This window comes from Streptomyces sp. STR69 (genome assembly GCF_024519455.1).
Classification (GTDB): domain Bacteria; phylum Actinomycetota; class Actinomycetes; order Streptomycetales; family Streptomycetaceae; genus Streptomyces.
This window is the reverse complement of sequence record NZ_JALJRY010000010.1, coordinates 73059-92556: the sequence shown is the minus strand read 5'-3', so window position 1 is coordinate 92556 and position 19498 is coordinate 73059. Positions and strand designations below refer to the sequence as shown.

21 protein-coding genes and 1 pseudogene are annotated in these 19498 nt (G+C 69.6%); 11 read left to right on the top strand and 11 right to left on the bottom strand.

The genetic code is table 11. The annotated features are described in order from the left end of the window. The first annotated feature begins 65 nt into the window (after positions 1 to 65). The 3 genes from OC490_RS20065 (at position 66) to OC490_RS20055 (ending at position 1745) form a co-directional block, all read left to right on the top strand. The gene (locus tag OC490_RS20065; RefSeq protein ID WP_262059333.1) at positions 66 to 296 is read left to right on the top strand and encodes a DUF6458 family protein; all 231 of its coding nucleotides are present in this window, start codon (positions 66 to 68) and stop codon (positions 294 to 296) included. Between the two features lie 173 nt (positions 297 to 469). Further along, positions 470 to 1528 (top strand): glycosyltransferase family 2 protein, encoded by a 1059-nt coding sequence (locus OC490_RS20060; RefSeq protein WP_262059332.1) that lies wholly within the window; start codon positions 470 to 472, stop codon positions 1526 to 1528. Between the two features lie 52 nt (positions 1529 to 1580). After that, positions 1581 to 1745: a hypothetical protein gene (locus OC490_RS20055; RefSeq protein WP_019055237.1), complete on the top strand. Its 165-nt coding sequence runs from the start codon at positions 1581 to 1583 to the stop codon at positions 1743 to 1745. Positions 1746 to 1766: 21 nt separating this feature from the next. Here the strand turns inward: OC490_RS20055 and OC490_RS20050 are convergent, their stop codons facing one another. Continuing rightward, on the bottom strand, positions 1767 to 3590 hold the full coding sequence (locus tag OC490_RS20050; protein ID WP_262059331.1) for a thioredoxin-like domain-containing protein: 1824 nt from the start codon (positions 3588 to 3590) through the stop codon (positions 1767 to 1769). 141 nt (positions 3591 to 3731) lie between these two features. Between OC490_RS20050 and OC490_RS20045 the strand changes: the two genes are divergently transcribed. Further along, on the top strand, positions 3732 to 4370 hold the full coding sequence (locus tag OC490_RS20045) for a hypothetical protein (protein WP_262059330.1): 639 nt from the start codon (positions 3732 to 3734) through the stop codon (positions 4368 to 4370). Between the two features lie 194 nt (positions 4371 to 4564). On the opposite strand, the pseudogene OC490_RS20040 reads toward OC490_RS20045, so the two are convergent. Beyond that, positions 4565 to 4838, bottom strand: a pseudogene (locus tag OC490_RS20040) (PRC-barrel domain-containing protein); the annotation flags it as partial. Positions 4839 to 5190: 352 nt separating this feature from the next. Between OC490_RS20040 and OC490_RS20035 the strand changes: the two are divergent. Next, a complete protein-coding gene (locus OC490_RS20035; protein WP_262059329.1) occupies positions 5191 to 5784 on the top strand; it encodes a hypothetical protein in 594 nt (197 codons plus the stop codon). Positions 5785 to 5859: 75 nt separating this feature from the next. Here OC490_RS20035 and OC490_RS20030 read toward each other — a convergent pair whose 3' ends face one another. The 4 genes from OC490_RS20030 to OC490_RS20015 are packed head-to-tail and all read right to left on the bottom strand — an operon-like array spanning position 5860 to position 9812. Further along, complete coding sequence (locus OC490_RS20030) at positions 5860 to 7101, bottom strand: ABC transporter permease (protein WP_262059328.1); 1242 nt, start codon at positions 7099 to 7101, stop codon at positions 5860 to 5862. Beyond that, positions 7098 to 7790 (bottom strand): ABC transporter ATP-binding protein, encoded by a 693-nt coding sequence (locus OC490_RS20025; protein WP_262059327.1) that lies wholly within the window; start codon positions 7788 to 7790, stop codon positions 7098 to 7100. Before OC490_RS20025 ends, OC490_RS20030 begins: the two co-directional genes overlap by 4 nt. Beyond that, a complete protein-coding gene (locus OC490_RS20020; protein ID WP_262059326.1) occupies positions 7787 to 9034 on the bottom strand; it encodes a hypothetical protein in 1248 nt (415 codons plus the stop codon). Before OC490_RS20020 ends, OC490_RS20025 begins: the two co-directional genes overlap by 4 nt. Then, positions 9021 to 9812, bottom strand: coding sequence for a hypothetical protein (locus tag OC490_RS20015; RefSeq protein WP_262059325.1), 792 nt, complete (start codon positions 9810 to 9812; stop codon positions 9021 to 9023). The genes OC490_RS20020 and OC490_RS20015 overlap by 14 nt, the downstream gene beginning before the upstream one ends. Before the next feature lie 80 nt (positions 9813 to 9892). Here OC490_RS20015 and OC490_RS20010 point away from each other — a divergent pair, with 80 nt between their 5' ends. Further along, complete coding sequence (locus OC490_RS20010) at positions 9893 to 10630, top strand: response regulator transcription factor (RefSeq protein WP_262059324.1); 738 nt, start codon at positions 9893 to 9895, stop codon at positions 10628 to 10630. Continuing rightward, positions 10620 to 12419, top strand: coding sequence for a sensor histidine kinase (locus tag OC490_RS20005; RefSeq protein ID WP_262059323.1), 1800 nt, complete (start codon positions 10620 to 10622; stop codon positions 12417 to 12419). The genes OC490_RS20010 and OC490_RS20005 overlap by 11 nt, the downstream gene beginning before the upstream one ends. A gap of 10 nt (positions 12420 to 12429) precedes the next feature. Here OC490_RS20005 and OC490_RS20000 read toward each other — a convergent pair whose 3' ends face one another. Then, positions 12430 to 12648: a hypothetical protein gene (locus OC490_RS20000; protein WP_262059322.1), complete on the bottom strand. Its 219-nt coding sequence runs from the start codon at positions 12646 to 12648 to the stop codon at positions 12430 to 12432. Positions 12649 to 13006: 358 nt separating this feature from the next. On the opposite strand from OC490_RS20000, the gene OC490_RS19995 reads away from it, so the two are divergent. Further along, positions 13007 to 14008 (top strand): aldo/keto reductase, encoded by a 1002-nt coding sequence (locus OC490_RS19995; RefSeq protein WP_262059321.1) that lies wholly within the window; start codon positions 13007 to 13009, stop codon positions 14006 to 14008. A 267-nt stretch (positions 14009 to 14275) separates the two neighbouring features. On the opposite strand, the gene OC490_RS19990 is transcribed toward OC490_RS19995, so the two are convergent. Both OC490_RS19990 and OC490_RS19985 read right to left on the bottom strand, forming a co-directional pair. Continuing rightward, on the bottom strand, positions 14276 to 15067 hold the full coding sequence (locus tag OC490_RS19990) for a class I SAM-dependent methyltransferase (protein WP_262059320.1): 792 nt from the start codon (positions 15065 to 15067) through the stop codon (positions 14276 to 14278). Between the two features lie 92 nt (positions 15068 to 15159). Next, positions 15160 to 15570, bottom strand: a complete 411-nt coding sequence (locus OC490_RS19985; protein WP_262059319.1) for a cupin domain-containing protein — start codon at positions 15568 to 15570, stop codon at positions 15160 to 15162. Positions 15571 to 15622: 52 nt separating this feature from the next. Between OC490_RS19985 and OC490_RS19980 the strand changes: the two genes are divergently transcribed. Together OC490_RS19980 and OC490_RS19975 are read left to right on the top strand one after the other, a co-directional pair. Continuing rightward, entirely contained in the window at positions 15623 to 16633 is a 1011-nt protein-coding gene (locus OC490_RS19980) for a GlxA family transcriptional regulator (protein WP_262059318.1), read from the top strand. Then, positions 16630 to 17121, top strand: a complete 492-nt coding sequence (locus OC490_RS19975) for an LURP-one-related/scramblase family protein (protein ID WP_200712920.1) — start codon at positions 16630 to 16632, stop codon at positions 17119 to 17121. The genes OC490_RS19980 and OC490_RS19975 overlap by 4 nt, the downstream gene beginning before the upstream one ends. On the opposite strand, the gene OC490_RS19970 is transcribed toward OC490_RS19975, so the two are convergent. Both OC490_RS19970 and OC490_RS19965 read right to left on the bottom strand, forming a co-directional pair. Then, positions 17118 to 17654 carry a hypothetical protein gene (locus OC490_RS19970; protein WP_262059317.1) on the bottom strand — a complete coding sequence of 179 codons (537 nt, stop codon included), beginning with the start codon at positions 17652 to 17654 and terminating at the stop codon, positions 17118 to 17120. The genes OC490_RS19975 and OC490_RS19970 overlap by 4 nt on opposite strands. Beyond that, the gene (locus OC490_RS19965) at positions 17651 to 18451 is read right to left on the bottom strand and encodes a carbon-nitrogen family hydrolase (protein ID WP_262059316.1); all 801 of its coding nucleotides are present in this window, start codon (positions 18449 to 18451) and stop codon (positions 17651 to 17653) included. The genes OC490_RS19970 and OC490_RS19965 overlap by 4 nt, the downstream gene beginning before the upstream one ends. 189 nt (positions 18452 to 18640) lie before the next feature. Here OC490_RS19965 and OC490_RS19960 point away from each other — a divergent pair, with 189 nt between their 5' ends. Next, complete coding sequence (locus tag OC490_RS19960) at positions 18641 to 19465, top strand: maleylpyruvate isomerase family mycothiol-dependent enzyme (RefSeq protein ID WP_262059315.1); 825 nt, start codon at positions 18641 to 18643, stop codon at positions 19463 to 19465. Positions 19466 to 19498 lie beyond the last annotated feature (33 nt).

The window sequence follows — 19498 nt, the reverse complement described above, 5'->3', positions numbered from 1 at the left end:
GTGTTGTCGGGCCGGGTACCCGGTGTCGGACCGGGCCGACCGGACCGGACAGGGAGGCGACACTCATGGGCCTGGGCGGCTGCATCATCCTCATCGCCGGCGGCGCGATTCTGACCTTCGCGACCGACTGGCACATGCAGGGGGTCAATCTCGACCTGGTCGGCGTCATTCTCATGGTCGTCGGGCTGATCGGCGTCGTGACGTTCAGCAGCATCGCGCGGCGTCGGCGGGTGCTGCTGCCGGGCTCGACGACCGTGGTGGAAGAGGACCGGGACCGCGGCGGATACGGGGCGTAGCCCGCACACGGGCCGAATCGCCCGCACAGGACATCCAAAGACAACCGTGAGCAATCCGTGACGCAAGTCGTATTGTGCGGTTGTGTGAACCTCGTGAAGACTCTGTGCCGTTGAGGGTCCGGGACAGGCAGCCCCGGACCCGTCGCACGATCGTCACGGGGGAGGCTGCTGCCGTGCTCGAACCGCGGCTGGTAGTGCTCATACCGGCCCACAACGAAGCGGACCGCATCGGCGCCGCGATCGAGGGCCTGTGGCGGCAAACCCGTAAACCGGACCTGATCGTCGTCGTCACCGACAACTGCACCGACGACACGGCCGCTGTCGCCGCCTCGCACGGCGCGGACATCTTCGCCACGCAGGGCAACACCCACAAGAAGGCCGGCGCCCTCAACCAGGCCATCGACTGGGTCCTGCCCCACCTCGACGAGCGCGACCTGCTTCTCGTCCAGGACGCGGACACCGTCCTCAACCCCTGGTTCAGCGAGACCGCCATGGCCACCTTCAACCGCAAGGTCGGCGCCGTCGGCGGAGTCTTCTACGGCGAGCAGGGCGGCGGACTTCTCGGCCTGCTCCAGCGCATGGAGTTCCAGCGCTACGCCTGGGAGCTGGACCGCACCGGCGGCAAGGCCCAGGTCCTCACCGGCACCGGCACGATGTTCCGCGCCCGCGTCCTGCGCGAGGTCCGGGACGCCCGCCACTCGGGGCTGATCGGCGGCGGCGACGGCTACTACAGCCTCGCCTCCCTCACCGAGGACGACGAGATGACCAAGGCGGTCAAGACCCTCGGCTACCGCGCCATGTCCCCTGCGGGCTGCGCGGTCACCACCGAGGTCATGACCAGCCTCCCCAAACTCTGGCACCAACGCCTGCGCTGGCAGCGCGGCGCCCTGGAGAACCTCCGCGACTACGGCTGGACCAAGGTCACCGCCCGCTACTTCCTCCAGCAGTTCCTGATGGGCTTCGGCGCGCTGTCCTTCCTGATCTACCTGACCTTCATGGCGACCTACACGACGATGTACGGCTGGCCCGGCGTCTCCCCGTTCTGGACCGCCATCGGCCTGATCTTCGTGGTCGAGAAGACCGTCTCCGTCCGCCGCGCCGGTCCCCTCGCGGTGCTGGTCGCGGCGCTGATGATCCCGGAGATGCTCTACGACCTGTTCCAGCACGCCGTCTACTTCACCTCGCTGTGGGGGCTGGCCCGCCGCAGCGAGGAGAAGTGGGTGGCCACCTAGCCCACCCCTCACGCAAGCTCACGTCAATCACATCCTTCAAGGAGAAGCATTTATGTACGGACGAGTTGTCGGCGCCGGCACGACCGGCGCCGGCGGGGCCACGCTGGCCGCGACGGGCCTGTGGCTGAACAGCATGGCGATGATGGTGGCGGCGACCACGCTGGTGGCGGCGGGGATGGCGCTCTACAAGCTGGCACCGAGGGCGCGGCGGCGCTGATCTCGCCGATGCTCCCCCGTTTCAGGCGTCCTGGTCGTCCCGGTCGTCCATGCCGGCCAGCACGAGGGGGAGACGGTCCGCCCCGCCTTCGGTGAGGCGGACCGGAACACCCCAGTCCTGCTGGTGCACATGGCAGGCGGGGTATTCGTTGGCTGGGTCGTCGTCGCATGAGGCGGCCATCGCGGAGACGTGCAACACCCCTTCCGCGACAGCCTCGTTGAGGGTCAGGGTGCGGTTCAGGTCCGTGCCCGCGCCCTCGCCTGCGACGAGGAGTTCGGGCGGGGTCGCGGAGACGAGCAGCCGGGTCGAGGGGCCGTACCGCGTGTCGAGCTTCTGCCCCGCCGGGGCCTGGAAGATGACGTCCAACTCCAGCTCGCCCGGGGCGACTTCGGTGGCCGCGCGCTGGGTGCGATGGGCCACGGACGCGACCCGCACCGCCTCCTCCGGGAGACGCAGGCGGGTGAGCCGGTGCCGGGCCGACTCGACGACCAGGATCTCGTCGCCGACGAGCACGGCGTCGCTCGGCTCCCGCAAGTCCGTTGCCAGCGTGGTGACTTGGCCGGTCGCGGGGTCGTAGCGGCGCAGCGCGTGGTTGTACGTGTCGCTGATCGCGACCGAGCCGTCCGGGAGCGCGGTGACGCCCAACGGGTGCTGGAGCAGTGCCTGTTCGGCCGTTCCGTCACGGTGACCGAAGTCGAAGAGACCGGTACCGACCGCTGTATGCACTGCCCCGTCGAGGTCGACCCAGCGCAGGGCGGACGTCTCGGAGTCGGCGAGCCACAGCCGGTCGGCGGTCGCGGCGAGTCCCGAGGGCTGCGCGAACCAGGCCTCGGGACCGGGCCCGTCGACGAGCCCTTCGTTGGTGGTGCCTGCGGTGACGGCGACGGTGCCTTCGGCCGGGTCGTAGGCCCAGAGTTGATGCACACCGGCCATGGCGATCCACACCTTGCCCTGCCACCGGGCCACGTCCCACGGGGACGAGAGGCTGACCTCGCGGGCAGGACCCGACGTGGATTCGCCCTGCATCCACTGGCGGCCGGTGCCCGCGAGGGTCGTCACGGCACCGGTGGCGAGGTCGAGGCGGCGCAGGGCGTGGTTCACGGTGTCGGCGACGACGACCGAGCCGTCGCCGAGGAGGGCGAGCCCCTGCGGTTCGTTGAAGGCGGCGGACTCCGCCGTGCCGTCACCGAACCCCCGCACCCCGGAACCGATCCGCCGTACGACGCTCTCCCCGTCCGCCGCCAGCTCGACCAGCTGATGCCGGGTCGTGTCGCTGACCAGGAAGTTCCCGGACGGCAGGGCCAACGCCTTGCCGGGGAAACGCAGCACCGTCGGCTCCGGCTCCGGCGCCACATACGGCCCGTCCCCGCGCCGCAGCGTCCCCTTCGCCGCATGCTCGGTCTCCAGCTCGGTCACCAGCCGCTCGATGGCGTGCGCGTGCCCCTCGCCCGCGTGCTGCGCGACGACGTACCCCTCCGGGTCGATCACGACGAGCGTCGGCCACGCGCGGACCGCGTACTGCTTCCAGGTCGCCAACTCCGGGTCGTCCAGCACCGGATGCTCGACGCCGTACCGCTCGACCGCGTCCACGACCGCCTGGTGCTCGGCCTCGTGCACGAACTTCGGCGAGTGCACCCCGATGATCACGACCGTGTCCCGGTGCTTCTGCTCCAGCTCCCGCAACTCGTCAAGGACGTGCAGGCAGTTGATGCAGCAGAAGGTCCAGAAATCCAGGATGACGATGCGTCCACGCAGGTCGGCGAGGGAGAGATTTTCGCCGCCGGTGTTCAGCCAGCCGCCCTTGCCGATCAGTTCGGGAGTGCGGACCCGTACACGTGAAGCCATACCTCCATCCAACCGCACGGGCTGTGGAAGCATTCCGTGTGGGCCTGGGACAGGGAGGGACAGTTGGCTGTTGACGGAGACGAGACGGCTGCGAGAGGCGCGGGGAGCGCCGCGCAAGGGTTCATGGCACTGCCAGGGCACGTGGAGGACGGCAGGCAGCTGTTCCTGAAGTGCCTGGCGGACACGGTCCGGGTTCTGAGGCTCGATGTCGCCCCCGAGTCAGACGCTGGTGATGAGCGGCAGCGGGGACACCAGGTGCGCGCTGCCTTGCGCAAGGCATGCCGCCAGGAGTTGGTTCTGCCCGAGGCGTCCTTCGGCGTCCTCATGAAGGCGGCGGTCCATGACCCGGACCCGAGCTTCAACCGCCAGTTCGTCGAGCCGGCTCTGAATGCCTTCGGACACCGGCGCGTCCGCTGCGCGCTGCTGGACTATCTGCGGACGGGCACCAACCAGGAGCGGGCAGGCGCTGCGCGGGCCTGGTACTGGTCGGCGCTGCCGCTTCAGCTCTCCAAAGTCAGGGCAGAGGACTCGGACATCGAAAGCCAGGCAGCGGCCGACGACAGGTCTGCCGTGGTGGGTGAGTGGTACGAGGCTGCGCTCCGAGAGTTCGTGAACAACGAGCACCTCGACGTTCGGCGCTCCATTCTCCCCGGACTGCCGCTCCGGACGTCGGCGTACCCGCCCGAGCTGCACGACCTCGTGGAGGTGGCAGTGACAATCGCCCGATCGCATCCGGACGAGTACATCCGTCACCGCGTGGAGCACCAGGTCAGTGGTTGATGAGCCGTTGTCCCTTGGGCCTCTTCGCTCAGCTCAGACCGTGTTTGAGATCTGCCGTACGCCGTTGCTGGAGTGGGTATCCGTCGGACCTGACGGATGGGCAGCGGGCGTTGGTGGAGCCGTTGCTCCCGCGGGCGCGGGTGGGTGGCAATGATCGTTTGCATCTGCCTCGGAGGCGAAGTCTTCGATGTCCCGGCCGGGAGCACGTCGTCCGTGCCGATCGACGGAGCCTTCCGCACCTCCGCCCTGGCGTGCCGGACCTTGAGGTAGCCCGGACCGACGATCGCGTCGTCGAGGGGGGACGAAGACCAGTCGGCGCCGGGTGGGCAGCCCCGTCCTGACCGTGGCCATGGACGGCTCATCGGTGCTGGTGTCCACGTACACGGCTTCCAGTACGCCTATCCGCTGCCCGCTGTCATCAACGACATCGTGATTACGCCACTCTCGGACGTCCGCTGCCTGGATCATGACCGGTCTCCTCCACTCCCTGCTTCCTGCGCCGTGTGATGGTCGGTGAACGCCGCTCAGCGGCGAGGACTGCGGCCCCTGCCGGACCAACCGGTCCCGACACCGGCCGCATACAGGGCGAGCAGCGTGAGGCCGAGGTACAGCAGGCTCGTCGAACTGAAGATCACGTCGGTCGACGTTTCGGTGGCGTGGATGACGAAGGCGATGCCCGATCGCGATGGCTACGCCGTTGCCGGGCGCCTTGCCTGTCGGGACCCGACTATTCGTACGGAGGCCCGGGGCCGGCTGCCCGGCCGGTTTCAGACAGGCCCTTGTCAGCAATCTGACAGGATCCTCATATCGTTCGGCCACAGTGGCCGCCATGACGAACCCCTCTCATCGCAGCTGGCCGGTTCCCGGCCGCTCCGCGCGGGCAGCCCTGTTCACCGCCATCGGCGCAACGGGCCTTGTCGTCCTCACCGCGTGCGGTGGCGGCGGTTCAGGCAGCCGGAGTGACGGAAGCAGCGCCGGCGACGGCGATGTCGCCTCGATCGCGAGCCCGGGCAAGGCAGTTGGGACACCGACGCGGACAACGGACCCCGACGCCGGCCGCCCCGTTATCCGGCTGGACAGCTCCGCCGAGGAGACCAACCGGATGTGGGACAGCTGGCATGCCTGCCTGAGGGCGAAGGGCGGGCCGCTGAAGGGTGCGCCGACCACCCCGGCCGAGAAGGCCGGAGCGAAGGCCTGCGCCTCGAAGCAGCCGATTACGCCGCCGGAGCTGGACCCGGCCAAGAATCCGGACTACTCCGACGACCTGCGGGTCATGGTGAAGTGCCTGAACGCCCACGGCGTCAGGGCCACCATGGTCGGCGACTCCGATTACTCGTTCGACCAGAGCCAACCGAATCCTCCGCACTTCAACGAGATCGAAAACGCCTGCCAGGTGAAAGCTTTCCAGAAGTAGGCGCATACGCAAGGGCGTTGGGCCGTCCAACGGCCCAACGCCCTTCGTTCATGTCGTTCATGTCGTTCATGTCGTTCATGCTGACGCGAGGGCCTCGGTGGGGGTGAGGCGGGCGGCCCTGATGGACGGGTAGACACCGGCGATCATGCCGACGAGTACGGCGCCGCCGAACCCTTCCGCCACCGAGGTGAGCGGGACGACCGGCGGCCAGTGCTGGTAGGTGGCGTAGCCGACGGTGGCCAGGACGCCGAGGACCGTACCGGCCACGCCGCCGAGCGCGGACAGCACGACGGACTCGGTGAGGAACTGGCCGCGGATCTGGCCCCGGTTGGCGCCCAGCGCGCGGCGCAGGCCGATCTCACGGCGGCGTTCGAGGACCGAGATGACCATGGTGTTGGCCACTCCGATACCGCCGACCAGCAGCGCGACTCCGGCGAGTCCCAGGAAGAGGGCGGAGAAGGTGGTCTGGGTGGCGCGCTTCGCGGCCAGCGCGTCGGACGGGCGGCTGATCTGGACCATGCCGGGCAGTTGCGGGTAGACCGTGGCGGGCAGCACGCCCCGGACCGCCTCCATGGCGGATTCCCTGGCCTTGATGTAGATCACCGTGGGGTGTCCGTCGAACTTCAACTGGGCGCGGGCGGCGTCCCATCCGACGAGTACCGAGCGGTCGATGTCGGGGGAGAGCGGGGTCCGGGCGAGGATGCCGATGACCGTGAACCAGCGGTTGTTGATGAAGATCTGCGGGGCGGGTCCCCGGTCGTTCAGTTTCGCGAAGCCGAGCCGGGTGGCGGCGACCGAACCGAGCACCGCGGTGGGGAACCTCTCGGTGGCGGCGTTGAGGAAGCGGCCCGACCGCACCTCGGCGTTGATGGCCGGGAGCAGGTTGACCTCGCTGGCCAGGATGGTGAGTCCGGCGTAGTCGCTGGGGTCGACGCGGTCCGAACGGTGCACGGTGGCATGGGTGTTGGCGACGGCACTGGCCATGGTGACCGGACCGATACGGCGGACCATGTCCACCGATTCCGGCGGGAGCAGGACCGGCGAGTTCGGATTGGGGACCGGCTGCGCCTGGAGCATGTTGGTGCCCATCGCCGAGAGCTCGTTCAGCAGGGCCTTCTGGCTGGAGGCCGGGATCCCGGTGACGACGATCATGGTGGCGATGCCGATCGAGATGCCCAGGGCCGACAGCGCGGCCCGCATCTTCCGGGTACGGATGCCGAGCAGGCCCAGCCCCAGAAGGTCCAGCGGGGCCAGCCGTACCGGCCTGCTGTTCGCCTCGGTGCCGGCGGTCGGCGTCGCGGTGACGGTGGTGTTCATGACCCCTCATACGTGTCGGCGACGAGGCGCCCGTCGAGGATCTCCACCCGGCGGGGCAGCCGCTCGGCGATGTCCCGGTCGTGGGTGATGATCGCGATGGTGGTGCCCTCGTCGTTCAGCTCGGTCAGCAGTTCGAGGACGGCCCGTCCGTTGGCGGTGTCCAGCGCGCCGGTGGGCTCGTCCGCGAGCACCAGCGCGGGGTTGTTGACCAGAGCCCGGGCGATGGCGACGCGCTGGCGTTCACCGCCGGAGAGCTGGTGCGAGAGGTGTCCGGCCCGGTGGCCCAGGCCGACCCGGGCCAGCGCCTCCAGCGCCAGCGGACGGCGCCGGCCGCGCGGCACACCCGCGTAGAGCAGACCGGTGGCGACGTTCTCGGCTGCGGTCAGCCCCTCGGTGAGATGGAACTGCTGGAAGACGAAACCGAGCCAGCGGCCACGCAGCGCGGACAACCGCCGGTCGGAGAGCGAGGAGACGTCCCGGCCGCCGATCTCCACGGTGCCGCTCGTCGGCCGGTCCAGGGTGCCCATGATGTTCAGCAGAGTGGACTTGCCGGACCCGGAAGGTCCGACGATGGCCAGCAGTTCACCGGTCCCGATGGCCAGCGAGACATCGTCCAGCGCGTTGACCCCGCCGGGATACGCCATGCTCGCGTTGCGGACGGTGAGTACCGGACGTGTGCGGTCGGTCATGAGGCCGTTGCCACCTTGGTGCCCGCGGTGATGCCGGTGCCGCTCACTTCCACCAGTCCCTTGGCGAACATCCCCGTCTCGACGGCCAGCAGACGGCCGCCGGGGAGCTGGAGCGCGTAACCGCCGCCGCTCAGCGCGAGCAGCGCGCCGACCGGCACGGCCAGTACGCCCTTCTTGGTCTGCCCGGTGAACTGCACTCGTACGGGTGCGGAGTTGAGGCGGCGCAGCGCCGCCGTGCTGTCCAGCGAGACGGTCACCACCAGCTGCGGTGTGCCGCCGGAGTCACCGCCTGCCTGGTCGGAGGCCTGGGCATCCGTGCTGATGGCCGAGACTGTGCCACGGGCCTCGGAGTTGTCGGGCAGCGTCACGGTCGCCTTGTCGCCCTGCCGGATCGAGTCGACGTCGGTCGCGTCCAGCGGCACCGACACCGACTTGGCGGTACCGGTGACCGACATCAGCGTTCCGGTGGCCGGGTCGCCGGGCTGCGCCTGTACGGCACCGACCCGTACCTCGCCCGGCAGCACCGCCACGTCGCCGGCGCCGAGGACCCCGGTGGAGGGCATACCGACCTGGGTCTGCCACCGCCCGACCGCCGCGATCAGGGAGGCGGTGAGCACCCCCTCGCCGGGCTTGACCCGGACGTAGGACGGCGACGGGGACGGGGAGGGTGAGGGGGACGCCGAAGGGGAGGAGGACGGCGAGGTACTCGCGGCGCCGGTCGGCTCCGGCCGCTGCGCGACCCAACTGCCCGACGCCGGCTGGGCGCCGATGTCGTAGCCGAGCGCCCTGAGGTTGTCCGCGACCACCTTCACGTCCCTGCCCATGAGACCCCTGGTGTCCAGGGGGCGGAACAGCGGTGTGGTCCCGTAGAAGACCGGCACCGGACGATCGTCCAGCCGGTACAGGGACCTGCCCCTGGACACCTTGGTCCCCACCGCCGGCAGCTGGGTGACCAGGCCGTCCTTGCCGCCCTTCACCGACACGGTCCTGCCGTAGCCCAGGGTTCCGTTCAGCGAAAGGGTGCTGGACAGGTCGGTCCTGACCACCGCGACGGTGCTCACCCGGGGCGCACCGCTCGCTGCGGCGCCCGACGGCTTCCCATCACTCCTCACCCCGGCCAGGCTGACCCCCACCACGCCTGCCGTGAGCAGTGCGGCCACCGCGATGACGACCCGTTTCCGCGCTTTCCCCGGCGCCGCGCTGCCGGGCGGCTCGTCGGCCTGAGCGTGCTCACTTCTTCGCACTGAATGCCTCCAGCCGGCAACTGCTCTCGATTTCATCCGAATTGGCCGGCTGGTTGTTGGAGGCGTAGTTCCAGCCCGCGTTGTCGGGCAGCCCGACAACCTTGAGCCCCTTGGAGTTCATGCACCTGATCCATTCGCGGAAGTCGTCCGCGTAATGCGGGTTCTTCTTCGGGTCCGTCTCCACAGGCTGAAGTGGTTGCTTCGAGGCGCAGACCTTCGCCGATGCGGGAAAGTCCGAAGCGTTCACGCCCGGGAAGATCCATTCGGCGCCCGCCGAGCCTTTCGTGTACGTCTTCACTCCGTGGTCCTGAAGGCAGGACACCCAGGCGTTGTTGAGCTTCCGGTGTTCCTCCTCGCTGCCGTCCAGGCGCAGTTGGGGGCGACCGGAGTCGGGGTCGGCGCTCGGCCCGGCCGATCCGGTGCTCGCGGCCGGGCCGGAGATCGAGGCCACGTCGGTGTCACCGGCCTTGCCCGCACCGGAGGATCCGCCACCGCACGCGGTGAGCGCGGAAATCGCCACCACCCCGAGGGCGGCCAACGCGGCGGATCTGGACCTGGTGCTGTGGCCGCATTGGTTCGCCGGGTCGTGCAGCCTTCGGCCGCGCTGTGTCATCAATCGCCGGACCGGCTGATTGCAGCCCGTCCGGCGATTGAGGACAAGGCACAGGGGCCGTCCGGCGATTGAGGACGAACCGGCTACCGGACGGACCCGGGACACATCTGCGGCCACAGCATCAAGGCCTCGCCGGTCATTGATGTTCGGCATGGCGGCCACCATGGCCGAGCGATATGAGGATCCTGTCAGGCCGTAATCAAAAACCTGTCTGAATCGCAGCGCCCCGCCCTATGGTCGGCAGCATGTGCGCACATGTCCTGGTGGCCGAGGACGACGTCAGACAGGCCACGGTGATCCGGCGCTATCTGGAACGCGAGGGCCACACCGCCCTTGTGGTGCACGACGGACGTGCCGCGATCGACGAGGCCCGCCGCCGACCGCCCGATCTGCTCGTCCTCGACGTGATGATGCCGGTGGTCGACGGCCTGGACGTCTGCCGCATTCTGCGGGGGGAGTCGTCCGGCCTCCCCGTGCTGATGCTGACCGCCCGTGCCACCGAGGAGGACCTGCTGCTCGGCCTCGACCTCGGCGCCGACGACTACATGACCAAGCCCTACAGCCCCCGTGAACTGATGGCCCGTATCCGCACCCTGCTGAGGCGCAGCCGGCGTACCGACGGCGGCGCCGCCGTGCCGGACGACCGCCGGCCGACCGACCCGGTCCTGCGGGCCGGCGCCCTCTCGGTGGACCCGGTCCGGCACACCGTCCACCTCGGCGGGTGGCAGGTGGAATGCACCCCCGGGGAGTTCGAGGTCCTGGCGGTCATGGCCGCCGAGCCCGAACGGGTCTTCACCAGGCGGCAGTTGCTGACCCGGACCCGCGGGTCCGACCGCTTCATCACCGAGCGCTCCATCGACGTGCACATCCTGAACCTGCGCAAGAAGCTCGAAGCCGACCCGAAGCAGCCGGTCCTCCTGCTGACCGTCTTCGGGGTCGGCTACAAGATGGCCGGCGGCCCCGAGGGCCACCGTGCGCACTGAGCCCGCGGTGCACGCCGAGACCCCCGAGACCAGGGTGCCGCTGCGCAGGAGTCTGCTGGTCAGGCTGCTGGCGTCCTCGCTTCTCGTCGCCCTCTGCGCGATCACCGCCACCGCCTGGCTTGCGGTACGGACCACCACCAGCGCGATCCGCCAGGAACAGGGACAGGTCCTCTCCGACGACACGGACATCTACAAGACGCTCACCGACTACGCCGCCGTCCACCCGAGTTGGGACGGCGTCGCACCGACGATCCGCCACCTCGCCGACCGGACCGACCGGCGTATCACCCTCACCGCCCAGGACCACGGCCGCCGGACGATTGCGGACTCCGCGCCCGGCACATCGCCGCTGCCGGACCAGGCGTTCGCGGTCATCGACCCGCTGCAGGTCGACCCCGCGCTGTTCCCCGACGCCGGCGCCGACCGTATCGACCCCCGTGCCCTCGGCCCGTTCCGGCTTTCCGCCGCGCAGCGCCAGGATCTCCTCAGCAGCGCGAACAAGCTCAGGAACTGCATGATCAAATCCGGCTTCCCTGCCACGGTCTCCGTTTCGCTCAGCGGTCACCCCAGCATCGACACCGATGACGGCACCAAGGCAGCCGTGAGCCTGGTCAATTGCAAATCCACGCTCCAACTCGCGCTTGTGACACCAGGCGAATTGAAAGCCGTCAACAGCCTCAACAAGCTCATCAAGACCTGCCTGGCGCATCAGGGCCTGCCTGCCGTGGTGCTCGGCCTCACGCTGTCCCCCAAACCGGGCACCGTCGACACCCGAGCCGCGCGGGACTGCGTCAACTCCAGCCGCCGCGAGCAGCTCACCGCTTATGTGTCCCCTGCGGCGCAGCTGTTCGTCAGCCAACCGGCGGGATCGGCGGTTCCGGGCTTCGACCTGTCGCAGGCCAACACCATCCGCATCATCGGGGTCGTCGCCCTCGTCCTCGTGCTGACCATGACCGTGACCGTGGTGATCGGCGTCCGCCTGGTCAGACCGCTGCGCGCGCTCACCAGCGCCGTACGGAACCCGGGCCGCCCGCAGCTCCGCGTCCCGGTGACCACCGGCGACGAGATCGGCCGCCTCACCGCCGCCTTCAACGACCTCTCCGAGCACCGGGAACGCACCGAAGCGCAGCGCAAGGCCATGGTCAGCGACATCGCCCACGAACTGCGGACACCGCTCAGCACCATCCGCAGCTGGCTGGAAGCCACCCAGGACGGTGTGCTCACCCCGGACGACGACGTGACCTCGGTGCTGCTGGAGGAGACCCTGCTGCTCCAGCACATCATCGACGACCTCCGGGACCTGGCGGCGGCCGAGGCCGGCACGCTCCAGCTGCACCGTGAGCTCCTGGACGCGGGCGACCTCCTGCACCACGTCGCCACAGCCCACGGCGGCCAGGCCCAGAGCGCGCGCATCACCCTGGACGTCCGCACCGACGGTGACACCGAGCTGTACGCGGACCCCATGCGGCTGCGCCAGGCCGTCGGCAACCTGGTGTCCAACGCCGTACGCCACACTCCCCCCGGCGGCAGTGTCACCGTGCGTTCCCGCCGGACCGGGAACACCGTCCTGATCCAGGTCAGCGACACCGGTTCCGGCATCGGCCCGGAGGACCTGCCGCATGTCTTCGACCGGTTCTGGCGCGCCGAGAAGTCCCGCAACCGGCACACCGGCGGCAGCGGCCTCGGCCTCTCCATCGCCCGCCGGTTCACCGAGGCCCACGGCGGCAGCCTCAACGTCACCAGCTCCCCCGGAACCGAGACGGTCTTCACTCTCCAACTGCCCTGCTGACCACGGCGGTTCAGGGCGTCAGTACGGTGCGTACGCCCGGTACCTCTGGCTCGGTCCACGCGGTCCCGACGTCGGCCAGGGGCATCGTCCTGGCGGTGACCGCGATGCCGCCGCCGTCGATCTCCTCGATGAGGGACGGCAGTTCGGCCAGATACGCCCTGGTGGACACGGCGCCCTGGCCGTTGCCCTGCAACCCGAAGTTCGCCGAACGCAGTGCCACGGAGGGCACGGCCACCATTTGAAGGTGCCGATATCCCTGATCCGGATGATGGAACCCACCGAAGGCCCCGGCGCGTGAGGATTAACAGCCCACCCATACATGGTCGAACGGCAGCATCTTCACCAGCCCATATCCGGGGTTCACCGTGCGATGGCGGCGCATCGTCGTCCCCTCGCGTGGATCGATTCGCGTGGATCGATGACGACCACGCCTGGGAGACCGGAAGCTCAACTCCCAGCGCTGTGCACGAGGTTGCATGTCATCCAGGAGTTGTCCGGCCGATCGTGTCGCGTGCGCGCCCCTTGGAGTACGGCGCGGGCCACGAAAGGATGTTCGCGCGCTGTCAGCCATGTGAGGGGATCGGTGGATGAAGCAGAATCGGCTCGGTCGGAGCAAGGTACAGGTCACGGAACTGGGTTTTGGGGGCGGTCCGCTCGGTGGGCTCTTCGAGCCGCTCGACGACGAGACCGCGGCGGAGGCTCTTGAGGCGGCGTGGGACAGCGGGATCCGTTACTTCGACACCTCGCCCCATTACGGAATCGGGCATTCCGAGCGCCGTATCGGTGATCTCCTGCGGGGCAAGCCGCGCGACGAGTGGACGCTGTCGACGAAGGTCGGCAGGTTACTGGTTCCGCAGGACCCCGCGGGTCGGACGGACGAACCGTTCCAGGTGCCCGCCACGCACCGTCGGGTGTGGGACTTCACCCGGGACGGTGTGCTGCGCAGCGTGGAGGACTCGCTCGCACGCATCGGCGTCGACCGGATCGACGTGCTCTATCTGCATGATGCGGAGGAGCACTTCGAGGAGGCGTTGCGCGAGGGTGTTCCGGCCCTCGCCGAACTGCGTGCCCAGGGGGTGGTGGGGGCGATCGGTGCGGGGATGTACCACCCGGGCAAGCTGACCCGGCTGGTCGAGGAGTCGGACGTCGACGTGGTGATGCTTTCCGGCCGTTACACGCTGCTCGATCACAGTGCTCTCGACAGCCTGCTCCCTGCCTGCGCGGACCGGGGCATCTCGGTGCTTGCGGCCTCGATCTTCAACTCCGGCCTTCTCGCCACGGCCCGCCCGTCCGCGAGTGCGACCTTCGACTACGCGCCCACCACACCGCAGACACTTGAGCGCGCACATCGCCTGGCGGATGTCTGCGAAGCCCACGACGTGACGCTGCCGGCCGTGGCCATGGCCTTCCCGCTTCACCATCCCGTCGTTGCGGGCATCGTCGTCGGCATGCGCACCGAGGACGAAGTCCGGCGCAATGCCGCGGCGTTCGGCCTGGACATCCCCGCACAGCTCTGGGACGACCTGCGAGGCGAGGGCCTCCTGGACGAGCGGGCACCCGCACCCACCTCGCGATCCGGCTCCGCCTGATGACGTAGCCGCGCTTCTCCTCGCGAGAGCCAACGCAAGTGGGTGTTCGGTCATGGTGATGCAGGGTGTCGTACGGGTGGATCTGCGGGCAGCTCTGCGGGCAGGTCTGCGGGCAGGTCGAACCGCACCCCTTGCCCTCGGGGTGCGGTTGCCGGATGACGCCCGGCAGGACCTGTCCGAAACGTTCCAGGCCCCGCCGACAAAGATCCGACAGCACAACGACACCACGGGCACGCCGCCGTGGGGCTGCCGTGCGGCTGCCGGGGGTCAGCCCGGCTTGACCGCCCGCGTCGCGAAGTAGTGCGACATGTAGTGAGCGGAGGCGTCGGACTGGTGCGGTGCTTCCGCGAAGCCGGTGAGGACGAACCCCGCGGCGAGCTGCCCGCCGATCTGGCCGGTGAGGGTGTGGCTGTATTCAAGAGCGGCATCCGCGCCGAACCTCGTGGCGCGTTCCTCGGCGGAGTACTGCGTGACATCGCTGTAGGGCAGCTTGTGCACGACGATCAGCTCGCCGCGCTCGTCGAGCGCCTCGTGGTCGAACAGGTACGCATCAGGGTTGAGGAAGCCCGCGAGCAGAGTTCCGCCCGGTCGCAGAACGCGGAAGCACTCGCGCCACACCGGTGCCGGGTCCGGTACGAACAGATTGGAGACCGGATGGAACACGACGTCGAACGTCGCGTCACCGAAGGCGCCTAGGTCGCGCATGTCGCCCAGGACGGTGCGCAGTTCGAGTCCGTCGCGCGCCGCCACCATCCGGTCCTGGCCGAGCTGGCCGGGTGAGTTGTCGAATACGGTGACCCGCGCCCCGGCGGCGGCGAGGATCGGACCCTGCTGGCCACCGCCGGAGGCCAGGCACAACACGTCCTTGCCGGTCAGGTCCGTCGGCAGCCAGGAGCGGTCGACCGGCTCGTGCCCGATGAGAACGACCGACCAGTCGCCCGTGCGGGCGCGCTCGACATCCTCGGCACTCACCGGCCTCGACCACTCGTTGCCCTCTCGGACGTACTTGTCCCAGGCTGCCCGATTGTGGGCAACGGGGTCGACACCACTGTCCTGCACGTTCAACTCCCTGCTCCAGCCGCGCGGACACCTGCGGTACGACAGTCCGGTGCCGCCAGCCAACACGATCGCGGAGTGCGGGCTCAACGAAATTAGCGGGCCGAGGGTCGGTTCAGGGTGTGACCCGTCGTCGCGTCCACGTGGGCCGGGATCTCCTCGTGCTGGTCGCCGACCGTGAGCGTGCCCGTCGGTTCGAGGACGAGGATCTCGGAGGGGACCGGGGCGTAGGGCTTGTGCTCCGTGCCGCGCGGGACCGTGAAGACGGAGCCCTTGGGGAGGACGACCGTGCGCTCCCCCGCCGACTCGCGGAGCGCGATGTGCAGTTCGCCGGCCAGGACGAGGAAGAACTCGTCGGTGTGGTCGTGGGTGTGCCAGAGGTGTTCGCCCTCGACCTTCGCGACGCGTACGTCGTAGTCGTTGACGGTGGTGACGATGCGGGGGCTCCACCGGTCGGTGAAGGAGGCGAGGGCGGCGGGGAGGGAGATGGGTTCCGTGGATGTCATGGGGTCAGCCTGCGGGGTGTCGGGGCGGCCCCACGAGTGCTAGGAATCGCACATGCCGCAAGGATCCTCTCAGCGTCCTCCGTCGCAGCCTCACCGTGTCGCCGTGATCGTCGACGAGGGCACCAATCCCTTCGAAGTGGGCGTCGCCACCGAGCTGTTCGGGCTGCCCCGGCCCGAACTGGGGCTGTCCGGGCCGCTGTACGAGGTGCTGGTGTGCACGCCCGCGCGCGAGGTGCGGATGAACCACGGGTTCTTCACCCTCACCGGAGCGCACGGCCTCGACGCGGTGGACTCGGCGGACACCCTCGTCGTGCCGGGCCGGCCCGACAACGTCGTACCGCGCGGTGGTGACGTCCTCGACGCGATCCGGCGTGCCCACGCGCGCGGGGCCCGTGTCATGAGCCTGTGCACCGGGAGCTTCGCGCTCGCCGAGGCCGGGCTGCTGGACGGGCGCCCGGCGACCACCCACTGGATGTGGGCCGACCGTTTCCGCACCCTGCACCCGCGCGTGCGGCTCGAACCGGACGTCCTCTTCGTGGACGACGGGGACATCCTCACCGCCTCCGGCAGCGCCGCCGCGCTCGACCTCGGGCTGCATGTCGTACGGCGGGACCACGGCGCCGAGATCGCCAACGCGGTGTCCAGGAGGCTCGTCTTCGCGGCCCACCGGGACGGCGGGCAACGCCAGTTCGTGGAGCGGCCGTTGCCCGATGTGCCCGACGAGTCGCTCGCGCCGCTGCTCGCGTGGGCGCGGGAGCGGCTGGGGGAGCCGTTGACGGTGGCCGGGCTGGCCGCCCGCGCGGCCGTCTCCCCCGCGACCCTGCACCGGCGCTTCAGGGCGCAGCTCGGGACGACACCGCTGGCCTGGCTGACCGGGGAGCGGGTGGCGCTGGCGTGCCGGCTGATCGAGCGCGGGGAGGAACGCCTGGACGTGGTGGCCGCGCGGTGCGGTCTCGGGACCGGGGCGAACCTGCGGGTGCGGCTGCGCCGCGAGACCGGATTGAGCCCGTCGGCCTATCGGCGGCGTTTCGGACCGGCTGCCGGGGAAGCCGTAATGTCATGAGATTCCTCGTACGCGATCGGATCCTCGGCTTCGGTGAGGATTACTGGATCGAGGACCAGCACGGCAACAAGGTGTTCCTGGTCGACGGCAAGGCCATGCGCATCAGGGACACCTTCGAGTTGAAGGACACGCACGGGCGCGTGCTCATCGACATCCACAAGAAGATGCTCGCCCTGCGCGACACGATGGTCATCGAACGGGACGGCGAGCCCCTGGCGACCATCAGACGCAAGCGCTTCTCGCTGCTGCGCAACCACTATCGGGTGTCCCTGGTGGACGGCACCGAACTCGACGTCAGCGGCAAGATCCTGGACCGCGAGTTCGGCGTCGACTACGACGGTGAGCTGCTCGCGCAGATCTCCCGGCGCTGGCTGCACATCCGGGAGACGTACGGCGTCGACATCGTCCGGGAGGACGCGGACGCGGCGCTGCTGATCGCGGTGGCGGTCTGCGTGATCCACCTGGCGGAGAAGGAACGGGAGGACTAACCGGCGTCCTGGTCGGCGGCGGTGCGGTCGCGGGTCCGGCGGCGTGCCTTCAGACGGTCCCCGACGTAGCCGCCCGCGATGGCCAGCACGCCGAAGACCGCGCTGGCCGTCCAGCCGTAGGGGTCGTCCTGCGTCCTGCCCACGAGCCAGATGAACACCGTCACGGGGCCCCATGCGACGAGCACGGTGGTGAGTACGGCCCGGGGCCGGGCGGTCGACCAGGAGCCGTGCGGCGCGGTGTCGTAGCCGATGCGGGCGTAGTGGGCCTGGCGGCGGCGTTCGAGGCGCAGGACCGCCCAGAACAGCACCCACGCGCACGTGCCGACGAGGATCGTCCGGAACGTCGCGGAGGCCAGGCCGACGGGTATCGCGACGAGCAGCGCGGCGGCCGTGGCGCAGGCCGCCGGGTGCCGGGCGGCGAACACCTGGGGTGCGAGTGGGGGGTTCGCTCCGCCCATGCCCCGGTCCAGGGCCAGAAAGGCACGCTCAAGTGCGGCCAGGGTCCGACCGGTCGTGCCGGTTCTGCCGCTCAACGCGCTCGCCCCGGACGCTCCAGGCCCAGCACTCGGTCCTTCAGCGCCGGGAACTGTTCCCTCGTCACGGACACCCGCGACGGGTCGAACTCCACCGTGAGCACCTCCTCGCCGGCGCCCGCCTCCGCGAGGACCTCGCCCCAGGGATCGACCACGATCGAGTGACCGGCCTGGGGAACTCCGGCGTGTGTACCGGCCGTTCCGCATGCGAGGACGAACGACTGGTTCTCGACCGCGCGGGCCTTGGCGAGGAGGGTCCAGTGGGAGCGGCGGCGTTCGGGCCAGCCCGCGGGGAGGACGAGGGTCTCGGCGCCGGCGTCGACGAGGCCGCGGAAGAGTTCGGGGAAACGGAGGTCGTAGCAGGTGCCGAGACCGATGACCGTCTGGGGCAGGCGGACCGTTACCAGTTCGCTGCCCGCGCCCATCAGCACGGCCTCGCCCTTGTCGAAGCCGAAGCGGTGGATCTTGCGGTAGGCGGCGGCCAGTTCACCGGAGGGGGAGAAGACGAGGGACGTGTTGTAGAGGGGGCCTTCCGGGTCTCGTTCGGGGATCGAGCCGGCGTGCAGCCAGACGCCCGCGTCGCTCGCTGCCTTGGCCATCGCCTCGTAGGTCGGCCCCTCCAGCGGCTCGGCCTCGCTGCCGAACAGCTCGTAGGCGAACGCGCCCGTGGTCCACAGCTCCGGCAGGACGACCAGATCGGCCCCCGCCTGTTCGCGGACGAGAGCACCCATCCGAACCCGACGAGATTCGACCGATTCGCCCTCATCTACGGCGATCTGGATCAGAGAGGCGCGCACACTACCACCGTCCTGGCATTCGAGCCGTTCACACGGGCCTACGATCGTCACACGAAAGCACTGCCGGGGTGCCTCACAGCAGCGTAACTTAGCGTTCCAAGACGCCCGCCGACAGCCACCTCCCGCTGGCAACGACGCCTGCCACCCGACCTGTACCGACCTGTACCGACCGCCGAGGGGTCCCGTTCCGTGAGTCTGCATCCCACTCTCCAGCCCTACGCCGACGCCTGGACCCACTCCATCGAAGCGATATCCGAGCTGGTGACCCCGCTCGTGGAGGGAGAGTGGAACCGGCGAACGCCGTGCCCGGGCTGGTCGGTTCGTGATGTGGTCTCGCATGTCATCGGGCTGGACAACGAGATGCTCGGCGACCCGCGTCCCATCCACACCCTCCCGCGCGACCTCTACCACGTCACCAACGAGCACCAGCGGTACATGGAGATGCAGGTCGACGTGCGTCGGCACCACACGGCGCCGGAGATGACGTCGGAGCTGGAGTACACGATCATCCGGCGCAACCGGCAGCTGCGCAACGAGTCGCGGGAGCCGGGCCGGAAGGTGCGCGGCCATGTCAGCACCGAGGTCACGCTCGAAGAGTCCATGCGGACCCACGCGTTCAACGTGTGGGTGCACGAGCAGGACCTGCGCACCGCCCTCGGCCGCCCCGGGAACCTCGACTCGCCCGGCGCGCACATCGCTCGTGACGTGCTGCTCGCCGCGCTTCCGAAGGTGGTCGCCGACGACTCGGGCGCACCGCGCAGTTCGGCGGTCGTCTTCGATGTGCACGGTCCGATCGAGTTCCTCCGTACGATCCGCGTCGACATCCAGGGCCGCGGCAGCCTGGAGACGGCCCCCGCGCTCGGCCCCGCCGCGACCCTGATCCTCGACTGGGAGACGTACGTCCGGCTGGCCTGCGGGCGGGTCCCCCTCGAATCGGTGACGGACCGCGTCAAGGCGGACGGCGATCCGGAGCTGGCGGCGTCGATACTGCGGAACTTCACGGTGACTCAGTAGGCGGTGCGGGAAGCCGGGTCGGTGGGTGGGCGG

Excerpts from the sequence above, each read along its gene's own strand:
- OC490_RS20065 (WP_262059333.1), top strand. The coding sequence starts at position 66 with ATGGGCCTGGGCGGCTGCATCATCCTCATCGCCGGCGGCGCGATTCTG.
- OC490_RS20055 (WP_019055237.1), top strand. The coding sequence starts at position 1,581 with ATGTACGGACGAGTTGTCGGCGCCGGCACGACCGGCGCCGGCGGGGCC.
- OC490_RS20050 (WP_262059331.1), bottom strand. The coding sequence starts at position 3,590 with ATGGCTTCACGTGTACGGGTCCGCACTCCCGAACTGATCGGCAAGGGC.
- OC490_RS20030 (WP_262059328.1), bottom strand. The coding sequence starts at position 7,101 with ATGAACACCACCGTCACCGCGACGCCGACCGCCGGCACCGAGGCGAAC.
- OC490_RS20025 (WP_262059327.1), bottom strand. The coding sequence starts at position 7,790 with ATGACCGACCGCACACGTCCGGTACTCACCGTCCGCAACGCGAGCATG.
- OC490_RS20015 (WP_262059325.1), bottom strand. The coding sequence starts at position 9,812 with ATGGTGGCCGCCATGCCGAACATCAATGACCGGCGAGGCCTTGATGCT.
- OC490_RS20010 (WP_262059324.1), top strand. The coding sequence starts at position 9,893 with ATGTGCGCACATGTCCTGGTGGCCGAGGACGACGTCAGACAGGCCACG.
- OC490_RS19995 (WP_262059321.1), top strand. The coding sequence starts at position 13,007 with ATGAAGCAGAATCGGCTCGGTCGGAGCAAGGTACAGGTCACGGAACTG.
- OC490_RS19985 (WP_262059319.1), bottom strand. The coding sequence starts at position 15,570 with ATGACATCCACGGAACCCATCTCCCTCCCCGCCGCCCTCGCCTCCTTC.
- OC490_RS19980 (WP_262059318.1), top strand. The coding sequence starts at position 15,623 with ATGCCGCAAGGATCCTCTCAGCGTCCTCCGTCGCAGCCTCACCGTGTC.
- OC490_RS19975 (WP_200712920.1), top strand. The coding sequence starts at position 16,630 with ATGAGATTCCTCGTACGCGATCGGATCCTCGGCTTCGGTGAGGATTAC.